Below are 18,864 nucleotides of genomic sequence, written 5' to 3' on the forward strand. Positions count from 1 at the left end.
GTCAGGCCCTCCCGGCGCTGCCAAATACCTGCATCTGCTGCGCCACCACGTTAGCGATGTCGCGCTCCACCGCCATCAGCAATTCGGCAAAGGAGTCGTAGCGCGCATCGCGCTGGGTAATCTGCGCTTCAATCGCGCCGAGCGCCGCCTGCGACATGCCGGTGTAGAAGTTAATTTTGTTGATGCCGAGGCTAACGGCGCGGCGGAAGTCCGCATCGCTAATGCCGGAGCCGCCATGCAGCACCAGCGGAATGCCAGCCGTCGAGCGAATCGCCGCCAGCCGGTCGAAGTCGAGTTTGGGTTCGCCCTTGTATTTGCCGTGCGCATTGCCAATCGCCACCGCCAGGCAATCAATGCCGGTGGCGTGCACAAAATCAGCGGCCTGCGCCGGATCGGTGAATTTATCGCTGTCGGCCTCGCCAAACAGCGCGCCGCCTTCATCGCCGCCCACCGCACCGAGTTCGGCTTCCACCGAAACGCCAAGCGCGTGGCACATCTTCACCACTTCGCGCGTCTGGCGTACGTTTTCCTCGTAGCTGAGCGTCGAGCCATCGAACATGACCGAGGTGAAACCAAGACGAATCGCCTGCATCACCGCCTCAAAGTGCAGGCCGTGATCGAGATGCAGCACCACCGGAATATCGTGCAGCGCCGCTTCGGTGCGCACGGCGGCGACCAGATGTTCGAGGCTGACGTACTTAAAATGCACTTCGGCGATGCTGATGATAAATGGTGAGCGCTGCCGCTCAGCGGCCTGATAAAGCGCGCGCAGAAAATGGGTATCGAGGACGTTAAACGCGCCGAGCGCGTAGCCGTTCTGTTGCGCATGGGCCAAACCCTGCGCCAGGGAAATCAGTGCCATATCAGGCTCCTTTAGGCTAGCCAGCGGTGATATTCGTTACACAGCAGCCAGCGCGGTTCTTCATCTTCATCAAGCGGATTGAAGCGTGCCAGCGGGGTGAGAAACACGTTGTCGTGTTCGTCGTCGTTGGGCATTGAGACTTCGCCTACCAGCACGTCGCCATAGCCCTCTTCACCCCAAAAGCTGTGCCAGATGCCCGGCAGCAAAGTGACGCTTTCGCCCGGCGATAAACGCAGCTGCGAACCGGCGGCATGGGTTTGGCGGATGCCATCCAGCGTGACGTTGACCGCCGTATCGGCCAGCTGATTGCCCGCGCGGTTATGCAGCGTAACGATCAGATTGCCGCCGCCGCGATTGATAATGTCTTCCATTTTTTGCGGGTGATAATGCATTGGCGTGACCTGCCCTTCGCGCACATGCATGATCTTTTCGGCGTAAGGTTTGGCCCACGGCTGGCCACCGCGCGAACCGTTGCGCAATGTGAACAGGGTTAAACCGGTTTGATTGAAATCGTCAGCGCCGAAGCTGGTGACATCCCAGCCGAGGTGCAGCGCCAGCAGTTCATCGGCGTCATGTTTATCGAGCGCGCGCCACTGGCTGAGGCCGTAATCGGCCCACGGCGGCAGATGCACATCCTGGCGCATAAAGAATTCGCGGGTGCGTTGTAAGATCGCATTCACTTCTGAGCGTTGCATGAAAGCTCCTCACCTTATGGGGTTCAGGTCGCCATGAATGGCGACCCTACATCTGTGTGGGCTTACTTCACCGTCCAGCCCTTGTAACTGCTAACGCTGTTACGATCGATCATCGTCACCGGAATCAGCACCGGCTTATCTGGCGCGGGTTTGCCCTGCAGGATGTCATAGCCAATCTCCACCGCTTTCGCCGCCATCACCTGCGGGTCTTGCGCTGGCGTTGCCACGAACAGCGAGCCTTTGCGCTTCAGCGCTTCTTCACCGTCTGGCGATCCATCGACGCCGACAATAAAGAACTCATTGCGCTGCGCCTGTTTCGCCGCCAGATCGGCACCAATCGCGGTTGGGTCGTTAATCGCGAACACGGCATCAATCTTCGGATTAGCCGACAGCAGGCCGGTCATCACTTCGAGGCCACCTTCGCGGCTGCCTTTGGCGTTCTGGTTATAGGAGAGCAGCTTGATGTCCGGATGGGTTTTCAGCTCGTTCATGCAGCCTTCCACACGGTTCTGTACCGCAGAAACCGGCGGTCCGTTGATGATCACCACGTTGCCTTTGGCTTTCAGGCGATCGGAGATGTATTTGCACGCCATGGCACCGGCGGCAGTGTTATCGGAGGTGATAGTCGCGTTAGCGCCGTCTGCCGCCACGTCGACCGCCACCACCACAATCCCGGCATCACGCGCACGTTTTACCGCGGGCGCGATGCCTTTGGAATCGGCGGCGTTGAGGATAATCATGTCTACTTTGGCGGCGATGAAGTTATCAATCTGTCCTACCTGCTGACCGAGATCGTAGCCGCTGGAGACCAGCGTTACGTTGACCTTGTCACCCGCCAGCTCACGCGCCTTCAGCTCCGCACCTTTGGTGATCTGCACGAAGAACGGGTTGGCGAGATCGCCGACGGTCACACCAATGGATTTCAGCTCTTTGGCCTGCACCAATGGCGCGCTCAGAAGCGTAGCCGCCAGCAGTCCGGTTAGAATCGGATTAAAACGCATAGTCGATGTTCTCCTGCTTTTTGGTTTTTATGGTCGCCATAACTGACGCCCCTGCTTACTTGTAGGGTCGGCATTCATGCCGACCTGGTAACAACTCAACCCACGTGATGCCGCGTCCGGTACTTATCGATCAACACCGCGATAATGATCACCGCGCCCTTAATCACTAACTGCCAGAAATAGGAGACGCCCATCAGCGTCATGCCGTTATTCAGCGTGGCAATGATCAGCGCACCAATCAGCGTGCCGGTAATGGTGCCGATACCGCCGACAAAGCTGGTGCCGCCAAGGATCACCGCCGCTATCGCGTCCAGCTCATAGCCAACGCCGAGGTTGCCGTTGGCGCTATACAGCCGCGAGGCGCTCATCAATCCGGCCAGCCCAGATAGCAAACCGCTCATGGCGTAGACAAACAGCAGTACCACGCTAACTTTGATGCCGGTCAGGCGCGCCGCCTGCACGTTGCCGCCGACCGCATAAATGTGTACACCCAGCGTGGTGCGACGCAGAATGAACCAGCACAGCGCAATCACCGCAAAGGCGATAATGATCAGCCACGGCACCGGCCCGAGATAGCCGTTGCCTATCCACTCAAAGTTGATGTCGGAGTTGATCACCGTGGTGCCGTTCGCCAGCAGATAAGCCGCGCCGCGCATCGCGGTGTAGGTGCCGAGGGTGACAATAAAGGGCGGCAGCCCTGCCCACGCCACCAGAATGCCGTTGAACAACCCCATAATCAGCCCGGCACCTAACGCCGCCGGAATCGTCAGTGACGCAAACGCCGGATCGAGCGACACCACCATCGCCACCACCGCTGTGGTGCCGAGCATCGATCCCACCGACAAATCGATGCCGCCGGTGAGAATGACAAAGGTCATGCCCGCCGCCAGCACGATGTTGATCGAGGCCTGACGCGTAATGTTGAGCAAATTGCCCTCGGTGAAGAAGTTCGGCGTGACAAAGCCAAATACCGCCACAATCAGGATCAGAATCGGCAGGATGCCGACGGTTTGCAGCAGGTCACTCATTAACGCGCGCTTTAGCGTTGGACTTTTTACGCGTGCGGATTCACTGGTCATTGCGCTCTCCTCAGGCCTGAACCGGCTGCGCGCCGGTGGCCAGTGTCATAATGTTTTCCTGGCTAATCTCTGCCCCACTCAACTCACCGGCGATGGCGCCTTCACGCATCACATAGACGCGGTCGCTCATGCCCACCACTTCCGGTAACTCGCTGGAGATCATTAAAATCGCCACGCCCTGCTGCGCCATCTGCTGCATCATGCGGTAGATTTCGCTCTTGGCGCCGACATCAACGCCGCGCGTTGGCTCATCGAGAATCAGGATGCGCGGCGCTATCGCCACCCAGCGTGAAATCAGCAGCTTCTGCTGATTGCCGCCGGACAAGCCGCCCGCGCGCACCTGCGCATGCGGCACGCGGATGTTGAGCGCATCAATCGCCTCGCTAGCGATCTTCTGCCCTTTGCGCCGGTTCAGCAGGCCGTAGCTGGCGTCGCGCTCCAGCGTCGCCATCACGATGTTGTCCTGCGCCGCCAGTTCGAGGAACAAGCCCTGCTCTTTGCGGTTCTCGGTGAGAAAGCCGATGCCGCGCGCAATGGCGTCGCGCGGCGAGTGAATCTGCACTTTTTCCCCGTCGATCCAGATCTCGCCGCCGCTCGGTTGATGCACGCCAAAAATCAGCTGCGCCAGTTCGCTGCGCCCGGCGCCAACCAGCCCCGCCAGGCCGACGATCTCACCGGCCCGCACCGACAGGCTGCTGGGATGCACTTTGTGTTTGTCGCACAGGTGATTGACGGCGAGACGGATGTCGCCGAGCGGAATGTTGCGGTCTTTGTTGAACAGATCGCTGAGCGGCCGCCCGACCATCATGCGCACCAGCTCGCTGGCGTTAAGCTGCTCGCGCGTCAGGCTGCCGACGTACTGTCCGTCGCGCAGCACACTAACGCGATCCGACAGCTCATACACTTCCGCCATGCGATGGCTGATGTAGATGATCGCCATCCCTTCGCTGCGCAGACGTTTTATCAGCGCAAACAGCTGCTCGGTTTCACGGTTCGAGAGTGCGGCAGTCGGCTCATCCATTACCAGAATGCGGCTGTTGCGATGCAGCGCGCGGGCGATTTCCACCTGCTGCTGCTCGGCAATGCTCAGGCGGCTAACCAGATCGGTGGCGCTGAACTGCGCGCCCAAACGATCAATCACTCGCTGCGCCTCTTCCGCCATCTGGCGACGCTTCACCAGGCCCGCGCGGGTGATTTCACTGCCGAGAAAGATGTTCTCCGCCACCGTCAGATTCGGTGCCAGATTGATCTCCTGATAAATCAGGGTGATGCCCGCCGCCAACGCCTCTTTTGGGCCTTTAATGGTGTACGGCTGGCCGTCGATAAGAATTTCCCCGCTGCTGGCGGTATAGGCACCGGCCAGAATTTTCATCAATGTACTTTTGCCCGCGCCGTTTTCGCCCATCAGCGCATGCACTTCACCGGGCCAGACCGTGAGGTCCACCCCTTTTAACGCATAGAAACTGCCGAAGCGTCGGGTGATCGCGCGCATTTCTAATATCGGTGCTGTCGCCATGACGAGGCTCCTGCTGGCAAAGGTTGCAGCGAGTAAAGCCTCCTTAGATAAATGGAAAATGTCAGCGGCCATTCATATTTGTCATATTTCGCCCCGATCGCGCTTCTATACTCGCCAGCAGTTGAGCGGTAAGGAGTGGCAGCCATGAGTCACAGTCTGCACTGGCACGCGGGCGCGCGCAGTCGCCTGCTGCTGTTTAATCTGCTGGTGATGTCGGTGACGCTGGCGGTGAGCCTGGTAGCGATTTTTGGATTTCGCCACGCAGGTCACATTCAGGAACAGGCGCAGGCACAAACGCTGGCCGATATGAACGGCAGCCTGGCGCTGGCGCGTGATACCGCCAATGTGGCGATCGCCGCGGTGCGCTTATCGCAGGTGGTCGGTGCGCTGGAGTATCAGAGCGAATCGGCGCGCCTGCAGCAAACGCAGCAAGAGCTGCAGCGGTCGCTGAGCTTACTGGCGAATGCGCCGCTGGCGTCGCAACAGCCGCAGCTGCTAACGCGCATCCGCGAGCGCAGCCAGATGCTGGAACAGACCATCAACCAATTGCTGCGCGCCGGGCATCTGCGCCATCTGCAGCGCAACGTCATGCTCAGCGGGCTGTGGCAATCACAGCTATTACTCAATCGCATTGATGTGCTAACCCGCACCGATGCCCCTTCCGCCGCGCTGCGCCAGCAAACCCACAGCTTATTCAGCGTGGCGATTCAATCCAGCGCGCCGCAGGCCGCAGTGCAGCAACTGCAATCGGTGCTGCGTCAGTGGCAAGCGTTAAGGCTCAAGGGCGTGCTGAATACCCAGGTGCAACGGCTGATCGCCACCAGCAATGATTTGCAGCCGGTGGCGCAGCAGCTGGAGCAGAGTGATATCGCCATCGCCTACGCCACCTATCGCATCAAAGCGCTGGTGGCGATGCTCAACGACGACATCACCCACTACGTGCAACTGGTGGCGCAGCAGAGCGACGCTCGCAGCGCGGTAACCCATGAAGAGCTGGATTCGATCATCGGTTTTATCGGCCTGTTTATGCTGCTGGCGCTGCTGATCACCGGTTACGCCGGTTACTACATCTACCGCAATCTCGGTTCGAGTCTCACCGCCATCGCCCACGCCATGACGCGGCTGGCGCAGGGAGAAAAGAGCGTCAACGTGCCCGGTCTGGCGCGGCGCGATGAGTTGGGCGATCTGGCGCGCGCCTTCAACGTGTTTGCGCGCAATACCGCGTCGCTGGCGCACACCTCGCGCTTGCTAAAAGAGAAAAGCAACCAGCTGGAATCGACCTTTCTTGCGATGCGCGACGGCTTTGCGCTGTTTGATAACAGCGGTCAGCTGGTGGTGTGGAATGCACAATATGCCGAACTGCTCGGCATTGCGCCGCGCGAACTGCATCGCGGTTTGCACTATCAGCAGCTTCTGAAACGCGTCGATGTTGAGCTCAACGGCTTAGCCGATGCGCAGGAAGTGCGGCTGGCGGATGGGCGCACGCTGGAGCTGCGCTTCAGCCCGGTGCCACGGCGCGGCATGGTGAATACCGTGCTGGAACGCACCACACGCAAGGCACTGGAAGAGGCGCTGCTGCACAGCCAGAAGATGAAAGCGGTTGGACAGCTGACCGGCGGACTGGCGCACGACTTCAATAATCTGCTGGCGGTGATCATCGGCAGCCTGGCGTTAACCGTCGATCAGCTGCCGCCCGGCACGCTCGCCAGCCGTATCGATCGTGCGCGTCAGGCCGCCGACCGCGCGGCACAGCTGACGCAGCGCTTGCTGGCCTTTTCGCGCAAGCAGGCGCTCTATCCGCGCGCGGTGTCGGTGGTTGAGCTGGTGGATAATTTGCATTCGCTGCTGCAACACGCACTTTTGCCCGGCCAGCAGCTGGTGATCGATGCGCAGCGTCCCGGCTGGCCAGCATGGATCGATGCCGGACAGCTGGAGAATGCGCTGATCAATCTGGTGGTCAACGCGCGCGATGCGATGGCGCAGCAGAGCGGCGAAATCCGCCTGCGTATCTGGAATCAGCGCAAACCGGAAGCCGACGGCAAGCGCGATCGCGTCACCATTGAAGTGATCGATCATGGCTGCGGCATGTCGGCCGAGGTGCGTGAACAGGTGTTCGAGCCGTTCTTCACCACCAAAGCGATTGGCAGCGGCAGCGGTTTGGGCTTATCGATGGTGTATGGCTTTGTGCGCCAATCCGGCGGGCAGATCGAGCTGGAAACCGCGCCGGGACAAGGCACCACCGTGCGGCTGTTATTGCCGCGCGCGCCTGAAGCGGCACAACCGCTTAGCGTTCCGCCGCCGCTGGTGCCACAGGCCAGCAACGATCGGCTGGTGTTGGTGCTGGATGATGAACCGACGGTGCGACAAACGCTGTGCGAACATCTGCATCAGCTGGGTTATCTGACGCTGGAGTGTGGCGACGGCGAAAGCGCGCTGACGCTGCTGCGCCAGACGCCGGATATCGAGTTGCTAATCAGTGATTTGATGCTGCCGGGCGGCATTAACGGCGCGGATGTAATTCGTCAGGCACAGGCGCAGTGGCCCCATCTGGCGACGGTGTTGATTAGCGGTCAGGATTTGCGCCAGACGCAGGTAACGCTGCCGCTGTGTGAGCGGCTGGCGAAACCCTGGCATCAGGCGCAGCTGGTGCAGGCGCTGGAGCGCGCCTGGCAGCGCAGTGAACGGCTTAGTCGCGCGCGGCAGGCTGCCACAACGGCACCCCTTTCCCCGTAATGTAACGTTTACGCAGCTTGCTGGAGACCATGTCCATGATCATCACCACCGCCACCAGAATCAGGGTCAGGAACATCACCACATCCCAGTTCCATAAACGCATGTTCTCGGCATACACCAGACCAACGCCGCCCGCGCCGACAAAGCCGAGCACCGCTGCGGAGCGGGTGTTGGACTCAATCTGATACAGGCTGAGCGCGAGGAAGGTCGGGAACGACTGGGTGAAAATGCCGTAGCGATGTTTCTGCAGGCTGTTCGCGCCGACCGCGCTGAGGCCGCGACTCGGCGAGCGCTCCACCGCTTCATGGCCTTCGGCGTAGAGTTTGCCGAGCAAGCCGACATCCTGCATCACAATCGCCAGCACGCCAGCCAGCGGCCCCATGCCGACGGCGCGCACGAAGATCAGCCCCCAAATCGCCATGTCGATGCCGCGCAGCACATCCAGCACGCGACGCACCACCAGCGAAATCGGGCGTGTAACCGGATCGTGCATCACGTTGCGCGCCGCCAGGAACGAGACCGGCAAGGCAATCAGCGATGCGGTCAGCGTGCCGGAGAACACAATCGCCAGCGTAATCCCGACCTGAGTGAAGTAGTAACCAAACGGCCAGTTGAGGAAATCCTGCCAGACAAACATGCGCAGGAAATAGCGGCTAAGCTGCTGGCAGCCAATGAGAAAACGGCTCCACTCAATGCCAAAGAATTCGAAGAAGAACAGGTAATAGAGCGCGATGGCAAGCGCCACCAGCGCAACGCGGCGCAGATAGCGGTTCTGCGCGGCAAACAGGGCGGCATGCTCTTGTTTGAGTTTGGCGACATCCGGCGCTAAGGCGATCATGCTGTGTCTCCTTCCACTACGCGGCGACGCAGCCAGCCGGACAGCGTATCCAGCAGCGACACCACCACAATGATCAGCAACAGCGTGATGCTGACCTGATCGTAACGATCGAGTTTGATATTGGTCATCAGCTCTTGCCCGATACCGCCCGCACCCACTAAACCAAGGATGGTTGAGGAACGGAAGTTGATTTCCAGACGCATAAAGCTGTAGGAGAGAAACGTCGGTTTGACCTGCGGCCAGAAGGCAAAGCGCATGCGCTGCAGTTTGCTGGCACCGCACGCCGCAAGGCCGCGCACCGGTTTATCTGAGGCGCTTTCAATCGCTTCGTAAAACAGTTTGGTCAGGCTGCCGACGGTGTGCAGCGCCAGCGCGAGGAAGCCGGGAATAGCGCCAATTCCGAACGCCATCACGAACATCACCGCCCACGCCAGTTCCGGCATGGTACGCAGGAAGGCGACAAAGGCGCGGATCGCCACCCGCAGGCTGCGCGGCGTTTGGGTGTTATCGGCGGCGAAAAACGCCAGCACACCAGCAACGGCCACCGCCACGATGGTGGACGACAGCGCCAGCTGCAAGGTTTCCCAGATCAGCGGCAGCTGAAAGTGTAAGCGATAGCCCCAATAGGCCAGCGAGCCTTCCGTTTTGCCGTCGGCGAACAGTAATGACAAATGCAGCACCGGCATAGTTTCGCCGATGTAGTCAAAAAAGTGTGGCAGCGACTGCCAGACGGTAAGCAGGTTAAATTCCGCCATCTTGCCCGCGGCCAGATAGAGCGCCAGCAACAGCAGCGACCACAGCAGCGAGTCGCGTTTTTGCTGGCGGCGGATGCGTTGGTAGTAGTGTTCGAAATCGGTCAAGGGGGGGATTCCTGTATAACCAGGTCGCCATGAATGGCGACCCTACAATGTAGGGTGCGCATTAATGCGCACCGTTGTGAAGGCTTAACCGCGCGTACCCTTCATCAAATCACGCTTCATATCGATGATGTTCTGATAATCCGCCACGGTAGCCGGGCCGATGTGCTGGGTACCGCCAACCGCTTTAACAAAGCAGCCGTGATCTTCTTTATCCAGTTTCTTGATGGTGGCAACCACCTTCGCTTTGAAGTCAGCGGGCAGGTTGTTGCTCACCAGAATCGGACCGTTCGGGATCAACGGCGACTGCCAGATGATGCGGATCTGCTTCATCAGGTCAGGATGATCCATACGAATCAAACGGCCAAAGGCACCCGAGGTATAACCGGTTTCGCGGTCGCCAATCAGTGAGGTCCAGGTCACCGCGCCTTCGAACTGACCGTTCAGCACGCCAAGAATGTCCTGCTCGTGGCCGCCGGAGAAGGTGACGCTGGAGAAGGTGTTGTTGTACTTATCGTCAACCGTGCCGCCGAACTCTTTCTTGAACGCCTGGTTCGGCATCAGGAAGCCAGAAGTGGAATCCGGGTCGGCCATGCCGAACGATTTGCCTTTCAGGTCTTCCAGCTTTTTGTATGGGCTGTCAGCTTTAACGATCACCACCGAGTGATACCCTTGTGAACCATCTTTGTCGTCCACCACGATGCCCACCACATCCACCGCTTTCGGGTTTTGCAGGTAAACCGAGGCAAACGAAGCCGGTGACATGCTCAGCACCAGATCGATTTTGTTGCCCAGCAAGCCCTGAATCACGCCTGAATAGTCAGACGAGTTGCGCAGTTTGGTATCCACCTGCAACTCTTTGTCGAAGAAATCTTTAACACACTGGTTGTCACCAATCTGCTGCGTGGCGTTCTGGCCGCCAAGAATCCCGAGGTTCAACTCTTTTGGTGCATCCGCTGCGTTTGCGCCAAATGCCATCGCAATAGTCAGTAAAGCTAAAGAAGTCAGTTTCATTCTTAGGTTTTCTCTTGCTGTGGGAGTTAGTGGAGCTGGTTAATTTCGTCGCCGTACAGCTCATGCATCAGGCCGTCGGTCAACTGGGAAGGATGTCCATCGAACAGGATTTTTCCGCGCTGAATGCCGATCACGCGGGTACAGTAGCTTTTAACCAGTTCGATGGAGTGCAGGTTCACCATCACGCTGATGCCCTGCTCGCTCACCTGACGCAGCACATCCATGATGCGTTTGGTGTTTTTCGGATCGAGTGACGCCACCGGTTCATCCGCCAGCAAAATGCGCGGGTTTTGCATCAATGCCCGGCAAATCGCCACGCGCTGCATCTGGCCGCCAGAGAGATTTTCCGCACGCTGCAGCGCCTGCGGCAGCATGTTCATCCACTGCAGCAGTTCGATAGCGCGAGCGCGGTCGGTTTCGGAGAACACTTTGAAGAACGATTTCAGCGTTGAGGTCTGGCTCAAACGACCGAGCAGCACGTTGGTCAGCACATCAAGGCGCGGCACCAGACAAAAGTCCTGGAAGATCATGCCGCATTCGGTGCGCCACTCACGCATCTGGCGGCTATTCAGCGTAACCACATCGCGATCCACTTCGCCGTGACGATTGCTGAGGATGGCGCCTTGCGACGCGCTGATGGTGCCGTTCAGCATGTGTAACAGTGTCGATTTGCCTGCGCCTGAGCGGCCAATCACCGCTACCAACTCGCCCGCATGCAGATCGAAGCTGACGTTATCCAGCACCTGGTTGGCGCCGTAGGTTTTGCACAATCCCTGCACCGACAACACCTTGTTGCCCTGCCCTGTCACGTGCGGGTAAGGGTTGTCGACGACGGTTTTCAGTAATGCCTGTGCCATGTTGCACTCCATCTCTTCTGAGGTGTTGATTGCCCGCTATTACGGGCAAAACGGATGAAAGCTTGATGACAGTAAAATGATTAAACGGTGACACCGTAGGGTCGCCATTCATGGCGACCGTCCGTTAATGCATGCAACGCACCAGGTCGCCATGAATGGCGACCCTACGAAACAATAAGCCGCCGCAGATGCTCGAGGGTGTCGCTCAACGCGCCATCGTTATTCAACGCATGGCAATGCGCGGGCAGCGGTTCAGCGGCGCGCGCCAGCCGTTTCTCAATCTCCGCTTGCGTCTCGCGCCCGCGCTGCCGCAAACGCGCTTCCAATACCGCCGGTGAAACTTGCAGCACCAGCGGCAGCAGCTGCGGGCCGTAATGCTGCTGCACAATCGGCAGATGCAAGCGCGAACCGTTAACCAGCACATTTAGCCCGCGTGCCAGCCACAGATCGATCTCCTCGCCCAGCCCGTAATACATGCCGTGCGCCTGCCAGCTCACGGCGAACAAGCCCAGTGCCTCGCGCCGTCGGAACTCGGCTTCGCTCAGCGCCACATGGTTCTCGCCGCCCGCATCGGCGGCGCGCGTGATGTAGCGATGGGCGATCAGCAGATTCTCCGGCGGCGCCTCGCGCAGCGCGTTCAGCAGGCTGTCTTTTCCCGAGCCCGAAGGCCCGGTAAGCCAGATCAGGCGCGCCATCAGAACACCAGCTTGCCTTGCGACCAGACGTGACGAATGTGCGAATGACCATGTTCGGTATGCGCCAGCACCAGATCGGCACGCAGTCCTTCGGCGATGCGGCCGCGATCGTGCAGACCAATCGCCCGCGCCGGATTACTGGTCACCAGCGCAGCAGCCTGCGGTAACGTCAGCGTGTTGCGTTCATCTGCCACCAGGCGGAACACCGCATCGAGCAAGCTGGCCGGATAGTAATCGGAGGAGAGAATATCCAGCAGGCCGTGGCTTGCGAGGTCCGCCGCCGCCACGTTACCGGAGTGCGAACCGCCGCGCACGATGTTGGGCGCGCCCATCAGCACCTGCATGCCGCATTCACGCGACGCGCGTGCTGCCTCCAGCGTGGTAGGGAATTCGGCGATGGCGCTGCCGACGTCATGGGATTCAGCCACGTGCGCCGCCGTAGCATCATCGTGGCTGGCGATCGGAATGCCGCGCGAACGGCACAAACTGGAGATGGCGTTGCGATTCGGCGTGGAGAATTCGGCGGCCAGCGCCAGTTGCTCACGCTCAAACTGATCCATCTGCTCGTCGTTGAGCTGATATTTGCCCTGATAATAGGTGCGATACATCTCCAGCGAGGCGTACTGACGCTGACCCGGCGAGTGATCCATCAGTGAAACCAGCGACAGCTCTGGCGTGTTCATCAACTTCTCAAACAGTGGCAGCGTGGTGTGATGCGGCAGCTCACAGCGCAGATGCAAATGGTGATCGGCGCGGTTAATGCCTTTGCGATTGCTGTCCTGAATCGCCTCGATCATCTTGTTGAGGTTTTCAATGCGATGCCCGCCATCGCGCACGTCACCAACGCCAATCGCGTCCAGCACCGTGGTGATGCCGCTGGCAACCATTAACGCATCGTGGCTGCTCATCGCCGAGTGCGCGGGCCAATCCACTTTGGGGCGTGGCGTGAAGAATTTGTCGAGATTATCGGTGTGCAGCTCTACCAAACCCGGCAGCAGGAAGGCGTTTTCGCCATCCAGCGCGCCCGGCAACTGGCTGACGCTGTCGCTAAAGCTAGCGATGCGCCCGTCACGGATCTCCAGTGAACCCGCCACTACGGCCTGCTCCAGCACCAGCCGGACGTTATTAATGATCATGCTTCTGCTCCTGCTTTCATTGGCTGCATGACGTGCAGGCGATCGGCTACGCGTTCGCGCACCGCTTCGTCATGGAAAATACCGACAATGGCGGCACCACGGGCGCGCGCCTGTTCAATCAATTCCACCACTGCGGCGCTGTTGGCGCTGTCGAGCGAGGCGGTCGGCTCATCCAGCAGCAGCACCGGATAGTCGGCGATAAAGCCGCGTGCGATGTTGACACGCTGCTGCTCGCCGCCCGAGAAGGTCGACGGTGCCAGCGACCACAAACGCTCCGGCACGTTAAGACGCGTCAGCAGCTCTTTGGCGCGCTTTTCGCAGAAGGCGCGCTCGGTGCCACGCTCCAGCAGCGGCTGCATGACGATCTCCAGCGTCGGCACGCGTGGGATAACGCGCAAAAACTGGCTGACCCAGCCGACGGTGTGACAGCGAATCGCCAGAATCTGCCGCGCGGGCGCGTTGGCCATGTCGATCCATTCGCCCTGATGTTGCAGCCAGATGTGGCCGCTGTTGGCCTGATAGTTGCCGTACAGCGCACGCAGCAGCGTAGATTTTCCGCTGCCGGAGCGGCCATGCAGCACCACGCATTCGCCGCCGCTGACTTCAAGATTGGCGTCCTGCAATACCGGCAGCGCGGCGCTGCTTTGGTTGTGCAGCACAAAGGTTTTGCTCAGATGCTCTACGCGCAGTAAAGGTTGCATAGTGATGTCCTGATGGTTTTGATAGTTGTGCTGGTCTTCGAGAAGGTCGCCATAAATGGCGACCCTACGGGCAATACGGTTGCATTGGGCACGTCGTAGGGTCGCCATTTATGGCGACCGGCGAAATTGGGCACGTCGTAGGGTCGCCATTTATGGCGACCTTGTTCATCTCAACTCAGCACCGATGAAACCAGCAGCTGCGTATACGGATGATGCGGATCGTCCAGCACCCGATCGGTCAATCCGCTCTCCACCACGCGGCCCTGCTTCATCACCAGCAGGCGATGCGCCAGCAAACGCGCCACGCCGAGATCGTGCGTCACAATCACCACCGCCAGATTCAGCTCGCGTACCAGCGTGCGCAGCAGATCCAGCAGGCGCGCCTGCACCGACACATCCAGCCCGCCGGTCGGTTCATCCATAAACACCAGCGTCGGCTGCGTCACCAGGTTGCGCGCAATCTGTAAACGCTGCTGCATGCCGCCCGAGAACGTGGTGGGCAGATCGTCGATACGATTAGCGGGGATCTCCACATCCTGCAGCCAGCGCATCGCTTCTTTACGGATATCGCCGTAATGACGCTGGCCCACCGCCATCAAGCGCTCGCCGATATTGCCGCCCGCTGTCACCTGCGGACGCAAACCATCAAGCGGATGCTGATGCACCACGCCCCATTCGGTGCGCAGCAAGCGGCGACGATCGCTCTCGCTCAGCTGATAGAGATCCTGCGCGCGATAGAGAATGTTGCCCTGCTGCGGCGCCAGGCGTGCCGACAGGCTGCGCAGCAAGGTGGTTTTACCGGATCCGGATTCCCCAACGATGCCTAACACTTCGCCGGGATAGAGCTCAAAACTCACCTCTTCAAAGCCTTTGCCGGGCGCATAAAGGTGGGTGAGATTGTTGACCGCAAGCAGCGGCTGTTCACTGTGCATGCTGTTGTTCCTGCTGCTGGTGGCAAAAATCGGTATCGGAGCAGACAAACATGCGCGTACCGGCGTCATCCATCACCACCTCGTCGAGGTAGCTGTGGCGCGAACCGCACAGCGCGCAGGGTTCTTCCCACTGCTGCACGCTGAACGGGTGATCGTCGAAGTCGAGGCTTTCCACTTTGGTGTACGGCGGCAGCGCATATATGCGTTTCTCACGTCCGGCACCAAACAGCTGCAGCGCCGGCATCATGTGCATCTTAGGGTTGTCGAATTTGGGGATTGGCGACGGATCCATCACGTAGCGATCGTTGACCTTCACCGGATAAGCGTAAGTGGTGGCGATGTGGCCGTAGCGGGCGATATCTTCATACAGTTTCACCTGCATGATGCCGTACTCCTCCAGCGCGTGCATGGTGCGCGTTTCGGTCTCGCGCGGCTCGATAAAGCGCAGCGGCTCAGGGATCGGCACCTGGAAAATCAGGATCTGATCTTCTTCGAGCGGCGTTTCCGGAATGCGGTGACGCGTCTGGATCAGCGTGGCGTCACGGGTAGCTTCGGTGGTGGCCGCGCCGCTGACGCGCTGGAAGAAGCGACGAATCGATACCGCGTTGGTGGTGTCATCCGCGCCCTGATCGATCACCTTCAGCACATCAGCATCGCCAATGATGCTGGCGGTGATCTGAATGCCGCCGGTGCCCCAGCCGTAAGGCATCGGCATTTCGCGTCCGGCAAACGGCACCTGATAACCAGGAATTGCCACCGCTTTCAGAATCGCGCGGCGGATGGTGCGTTTGGTCTGCTCATCCAGATAACCGTTGTTGTAGCCGGTTAACTCACTCATGGTTCTGCTCCTGATGCTGTTGGCGCAGCCGTTTCAGCAGCTCAAGCTCCGCCTGGAAATCGACGTAGTGCGGCAGTTTCAGATGCGAGACAAAACCCGCCGCTTCCACGTTGTCGGCATGCGACAGCACAAACTCTTCGTCCTGCGCCGGACCGGCAATGCGTTCGTGGTACTCCGGCGCCTGCAGCGCGCGATCCACCAGCGCCATCGCCATCGCTTTGCGTTCGGAGCGACCAAACACCAGGCCGTAACCGCGCGTAAAGTGCGGCGCGCTATCGGTTTCGGTGGTGAAGCCGTTCACCATCTCGCATTCGGTCAGCAGGATTTCGCCAATCTCAATCTCAAAGCCCAGCTCTTCCGGGCAGATGGAGACACTGAGATAGCCGGTACGAATTTCGCCAGCGAATGGATGGTTGCGGCCGTAGCCGCGCTGCGTCGAGTAGCCCAGCGCCAGCAAGAAACCTTCGTCGCCGCGCACCAGCTGTTGCAGCCGTGCGGCACGCGTGGCCGGATAACCCGGCGGTTCGCGGGTGATGTCGCACGGCTCGCTACCGTCATCCTCTTCGCGTGCCGCTAATCCTTCCGCGGTCATCATGCTGAACACGTGCGGACAGCGTTCGGGCAGCGCCTGATCGTCACGCGGTGCAGCGGGCGTTTCGCCGTTTGCCAGCAGCGTAAAGTCGAGCAGACGATGGCTGTAATCGTAAGTTGGGCCGAGAACCTGGCCGCCCGGCAGATCTTTGTAGACGGCGGAGATACGACGTTCGAGGCGCATCTCTGCGGTTGCCAGCGCCAGGCTGTCGGCGAGGCGCGGCAGCGTGGTGCGATAAGCGCGCAGCAGGAAGATCGCTTCCACCAAATCGCCACTCGCCTGTTTAATCGCTAAGGCCGCCAGCTGTGGATCGTAGATGCCGCCTTCGGTCATCACGCGATCAACGGCTAAACCCAACTGTTGCGCGACCTGATCGCAGCCCAGTTCAGCGACTTCGCGATCGCCACGGCGCAGATCGGCCTGCAGCTCATGGGCGCTGGCAATCGCCTTTTCGCCCCCTTTTACCGCAACGTACATCAGCACACCTCCACGTCGGTGGTGCGTGGCAGCGCCATCATCGCTTCACCGCAGGTGAAAATCAGATCCACGCCCTGTGGGAACGGATGCGGACGCTCGCGCAGATAATGCAGAATCGCTTCCGGCAGCTGCGGTGCAATGGCGCGTGATTCACGTAAGCCGGGACCGGAAAGGCGCAGCGTTAAACCGCCGCTCAGTGACGGTACTTCCACAATCAGCGTGGTGCTTTTTTCCGGGGACATGTTGTCGCCAGAGGCGAACAGCGCAGGATCGGGATTGGCCGCCGCGTGGGTCAGCGCAAAAGGTGCATCACGCTCATCGACAATCGGCACGCCGGTGTGGAAACGCAGGTTGCTGCGCACCACGTCATTATCAATGCGATTATCCAGCCACAATGCGCTCTCCTGATCGACCAGCGTCAGCAGCACCGCTGTAGCCGCCGGCGAAAGATCGCCCCAGCCCTGTTGCAGCGGCAGCGACACCATCACGCCAGGCTCGCTCATCGCTTTGAGAATGCGGCGAAAGGCACGTTGGGCATCAGCAACCGGATGGTTAAAACTTGCCAGTAAAGTCATCAGTTATCTCCGCGAACCAGCGTAAAGAAATCCACTTTGGAGCTGGCGATTTCACGCGCGCGCAGCTGACGCTGCTCTTCACGCAGTGCCGCCAGCGGGGCAATCAATTTTTCCTGCAACAGCGCCTGGGTTTCCGGCTGTTGTAGCAGCGCATCAATCAGCGCGCAGCGTTCGGCGTGCGCTTTGTCGCGCCCCAGCACGTAGCTAAAGCCGAGCGTGCCGTCGTGCAGTTTCACCACCGCACGCGTCACCGTGGCATCGCCCATCACGAAGCGTTTGCCGCTGCCGCCCATGCGCGCCTGCAAACGGGTTAAGCCGGTTTCTGCCGGGCGGATGCGTTCAAAATCCGCGTTAAGGCGTAACGGCTGCCAGTGCGCCTCAAGCTGGTTGGCATCGCTGTGCGCCAGCACCGAGAGCCAATGCTGGCGGGCTGTTTGCTGTGTCATTCGTGCTCCAGAGTCAGTTCAATCATGTCGCCACGCGTCAGGCTGACGGAGTATTCCGCTACCTGACCGTCGCTGTGTTTATTCAGGGTGCGCACGCACAGCAGCGGCGACTGCAGCGCAATCTCCAGCTGCTTGCACTCTTTGGCTTGTGCGCGACGGGTGCTGATACGCGTTTGGCTGCGCGTCAGGCTCAGGCCGAGCTGCTGCTGCATAAAGTCGTGCAGCGAACCGCTGTGAAACTGCTGCAGCGCCGGCCACCAGCTGAGTTCCGCCAGGAAGTGGTTGATGACGCATACCGCCACGCCATTGACGCGGCGCAGCGTGCGCAGATGGATAACGTTGTCACCTTCGTTTACGCCCAGCGCGCTCGCCACATCGCTGCTCGCCGGACGCAGCACCGCTAGCAGACGTTCGCTGGTGGGATGACTGCCCTGCTCCATCAGGTTCTGGCTGAAGCGTGCTTGCGCATGCAGCGGATAATCGTAAGGACGCATCAGCACCAAAATGCCGACGCCGTGACGCCGTTGCAGCAGGCCTTTATTGACCAGCTCGTCAACCGCGCGCCGCAAGGTGTGACGATTCACTTCGTAGTGATCGGCCAGCTGCTGCTCGGAAGGCAGATAGTCGCCGCAGCGATAGCGCTCCTGCAGCGCCTGCTCCAGTTGGGCGGCAACGGCCTGATACACAGTGGTCGGATGTCTGGATATCTCCATCACGCTCAATACCTCATTCGCATTGGTTGAGGAACGCAGCGGGCTTGCTGCGGGATGGCGATTACATTGCGCATGTCAGATGACAGCCCCGTGACGGCTCAATGACGGGCGGATGAATTTGCTTTAGGGCAGCAGAATCGCAGCGAAACGGCAGCGGTTTTAATAAATTATCTTTAACTGTTCTCTTTGTGACAGTGTTCAAAAATTTACCACTTATTTACATCGTGATTTCAACAGCCTTACGGAATACAGCCTGCTGATGTTCTGCTAAGTTAAAAGATGAATCCTTCTTTTCAGGCCAACCTTA

At 59.6% G+C, this 18,864-nt stretch carries 19 protein-coding genes; 1 reads left to right on the forward strand and 18 read right to left on the reverse strand.

Going from position 1 to position 18,864, the window contains the following annotated elements; all coding sequences use genetic code 11:
• Position 1: 1 nt before the first annotated feature.
• The 5 genes from NR302_RS11745 to NR302_RS11765 form a co-directional block, all read right to left on the reverse strand.
• Complete coding sequence (locus NR302_RS11745) at positions 2-862, reverse strand: ketose 1,6-bisphosphate aldolase (protein ID WP_008105480.1); 861 nt, start codon at positions 860-862, stop codon at positions 2-4.
• 11 nt (positions 863-873) lie between these two features.
• Positions 874-1,557 (reverse strand): D-lyxose/D-mannose family sugar isomerase, encoded by a 684-nt coding sequence (locus NR302_RS11750; RefSeq protein WP_008105484.1) that lies wholly within the window; start codon positions 1,555-1,557, stop codon positions 874-876.
• Positions 1,558-1,619: 62 nt separating this feature from the next.
• On the reverse strand, positions 1,620-2,558 hold the full coding sequence (locus tag NR302_RS11755; RefSeq protein WP_008105486.1) for an ABC transporter substrate-binding protein: 939 nt from the start codon (positions 2,556-2,558) through the stop codon (positions 1,620-1,622).
• A 95-nt stretch (positions 2,559-2,653) separates the two neighbouring features.
• Positions 2,654-3,637: a ribose ABC transporter permease gene (locus tag NR302_RS11760; protein WP_008105488.1), complete on the reverse strand. Its 984-nt coding sequence runs from the start codon at positions 3,635-3,637 to the stop codon at positions 2,654-2,656.
• A 10-nt stretch (positions 3,638-3,647) separates the two neighbouring features.
• Positions 3,648-5,153 carry a sugar ABC transporter ATP-binding protein gene (locus NR302_RS11765; RefSeq protein WP_154190002.1) on the reverse strand — a complete coding sequence of 502 codons (1,506 nt, stop codon included), beginning with the start codon at positions 5,151-5,153 and terminating at the stop codon, positions 3,648-3,650.
• A gap of 144 nt (positions 5,154-5,297) precedes the next feature.
• Here NR302_RS11765 and NR302_RS11770 point away from each other — a divergent pair, with 144 nt between their 5' ends.
• The gene (locus tag NR302_RS11770; protein WP_258143529.1) at positions 5,298-7,886 is read left to right on the forward strand and encodes an ATP-binding protein; all 2,589 of its coding nucleotides are present in this window, start codon (positions 5,298-5,300) and stop codon (positions 7,884-7,886) included.
• On the opposite strand, the gene phnE (NR302_RS11775) is transcribed toward NR302_RS11770, so the two are convergent.
• The 13 genes from phnE (NR302_RS11775) to phnF form a co-directional block, all read right to left on the reverse strand.
• Positions 7,840-8,724 (reverse strand): phosphonate ABC transporter, permease protein PhnE, encoded by an 885-nt coding sequence (gene phnE, locus NR302_RS11775; protein WP_154181652.1) that lies wholly within the window; start codon positions 8,722-8,724, stop codon positions 7,840-7,842. The genes NR302_RS11770 and phnE (NR302_RS11775) overlap by 47 nt on opposite strands.
• Positions 8,721-9,584 carry a phosphonate ABC transporter, permease protein PhnE gene (phnE, locus tag NR302_RS11780; RefSeq protein ID WP_256696775.1) on the reverse strand — a complete coding sequence of 288 codons (864 nt, stop codon included), beginning with the start codon at positions 9,582-9,584 and terminating at the stop codon, positions 8,721-8,723. Before phnE (NR302_RS11780) ends, phnE (NR302_RS11775) begins: the two co-directional genes overlap by 4 nt.
• Positions 9,585-9,668: 84 nt before the next feature.
• Entirely contained in the window at positions 9,669-10,595 is a 927-nt protein-coding gene (gene phnD, locus NR302_RS11785) for a phosphonate ABC transporter substrate-binding protein (protein ID WP_008105497.1), read from the reverse strand.
• Between the two features lie 26 nt (positions 10,596-10,621).
• Positions 10,622-11,452: a phosphonate ABC transporter ATP-binding protein gene (phnC, locus tag NR302_RS11790; protein WP_061717640.1), complete on the reverse strand. Its 831-nt coding sequence runs from the start codon at positions 11,450-11,452 to the stop codon at positions 10,622-10,624.
• A 164-nt stretch (positions 11,453-11,616) separates the two neighbouring features.
• On the reverse strand, positions 11,617-12,147 hold the full coding sequence (gene phnN, locus NR302_RS11795; protein WP_258143530.1) for a ribose 1,5-bisphosphokinase: 531 nt from the start codon (positions 12,145-12,147) through the stop codon (positions 11,617-11,619).
• Complete coding sequence (phnM, locus tag NR302_RS11800) at positions 12,147-13,283, reverse strand: alpha-D-ribose 1-methylphosphonate 5-triphosphate diphosphatase (protein WP_008105502.1); 1,137 nt, start codon at positions 13,281-13,283, stop codon at positions 12,147-12,149. The genes phnN and phnM overlap by 1 nt, the downstream gene beginning before the upstream one ends.
• Positions 13,280-13,984 carry a phosphonate C-P lyase system protein PhnL gene (gene phnL / locus NR302_RS11805; protein ID WP_008105503.1) on the reverse strand — a complete coding sequence of 235 codons (705 nt, stop codon included), beginning with the start codon at positions 13,982-13,984 and terminating at the stop codon, positions 13,280-13,282. The genes phnM and phnL overlap by 4 nt, the downstream gene beginning before the upstream one ends.
• Before the next feature lie 170 nt (positions 13,985-14,154).
• Complete coding sequence (gene phnK, locus NR302_RS11810) at positions 14,155-14,916, reverse strand: phosphonate C-P lyase system protein PhnK (protein ID WP_008105506.1); 762 nt, start codon at positions 14,914-14,916, stop codon at positions 14,155-14,157.
• Positions 14,906-15,754: an alpha-D-ribose 1-methylphosphonate 5-phosphate C-P-lyase PhnJ gene (locus tag NR302_RS11815; RefSeq protein WP_008105508.1), complete on the reverse strand. Its 849-nt coding sequence runs from the start codon at positions 15,752-15,754 to the stop codon at positions 14,906-14,908. The genes phnK and NR302_RS11815 overlap by 11 nt, the downstream gene beginning before the upstream one ends.
• A complete protein-coding gene (locus NR302_RS11820) occupies positions 15,747-16,823 on the reverse strand; it encodes a carbon-phosphorus lyase complex subunit PhnI (protein ID WP_258143531.1) in 1,077 nt (358 codons plus the stop codon). The genes NR302_RS11815 and NR302_RS11820 overlap by 8 nt, the downstream gene beginning before the upstream one ends.
• Positions 16,823-17,398: a phosphonate C-P lyase system protein PhnH gene (gene phnH, locus NR302_RS11825; RefSeq protein WP_061717644.1), complete on the reverse strand. Its 576-nt coding sequence runs from the start codon at positions 17,396-17,398 to the stop codon at positions 16,823-16,825. The genes NR302_RS11820 and phnH overlap by 1 nt, the downstream gene beginning before the upstream one ends.
• On the reverse strand, positions 17,398-17,844 hold the full coding sequence (phnG, locus tag NR302_RS11830) for a phosphonate C-P lyase system protein PhnG (RefSeq protein ID WP_008105514.1): 447 nt from the start codon (positions 17,842-17,844) through the stop codon (positions 17,398-17,400). Before phnG ends, phnH begins: the two co-directional genes overlap by 1 nt.
• On the reverse strand, positions 17,841-18,557 hold the full coding sequence (phnF, locus tag NR302_RS11835) for a phosphonate metabolism transcriptional regulator PhnF (RefSeq protein ID WP_008105516.1): 717 nt from the start codon (positions 18,555-18,557) through the stop codon (positions 17,841-17,843). The genes phnG and phnF overlap by 4 nt, the downstream gene beginning before the upstream one ends.
• Positions 18,558-18,864 lie beyond the last annotated feature (307 nt).

The sequence above is a fragment of the Pantoea sp. SOD02 genome (assembly GCF_024707505.1).
Lineage (GTDB): Bacteria > Pseudomonadota > Gammaproteobacteria > Enterobacterales > Enterobacteriaceae > Pantoea > Pantoea symbiotica.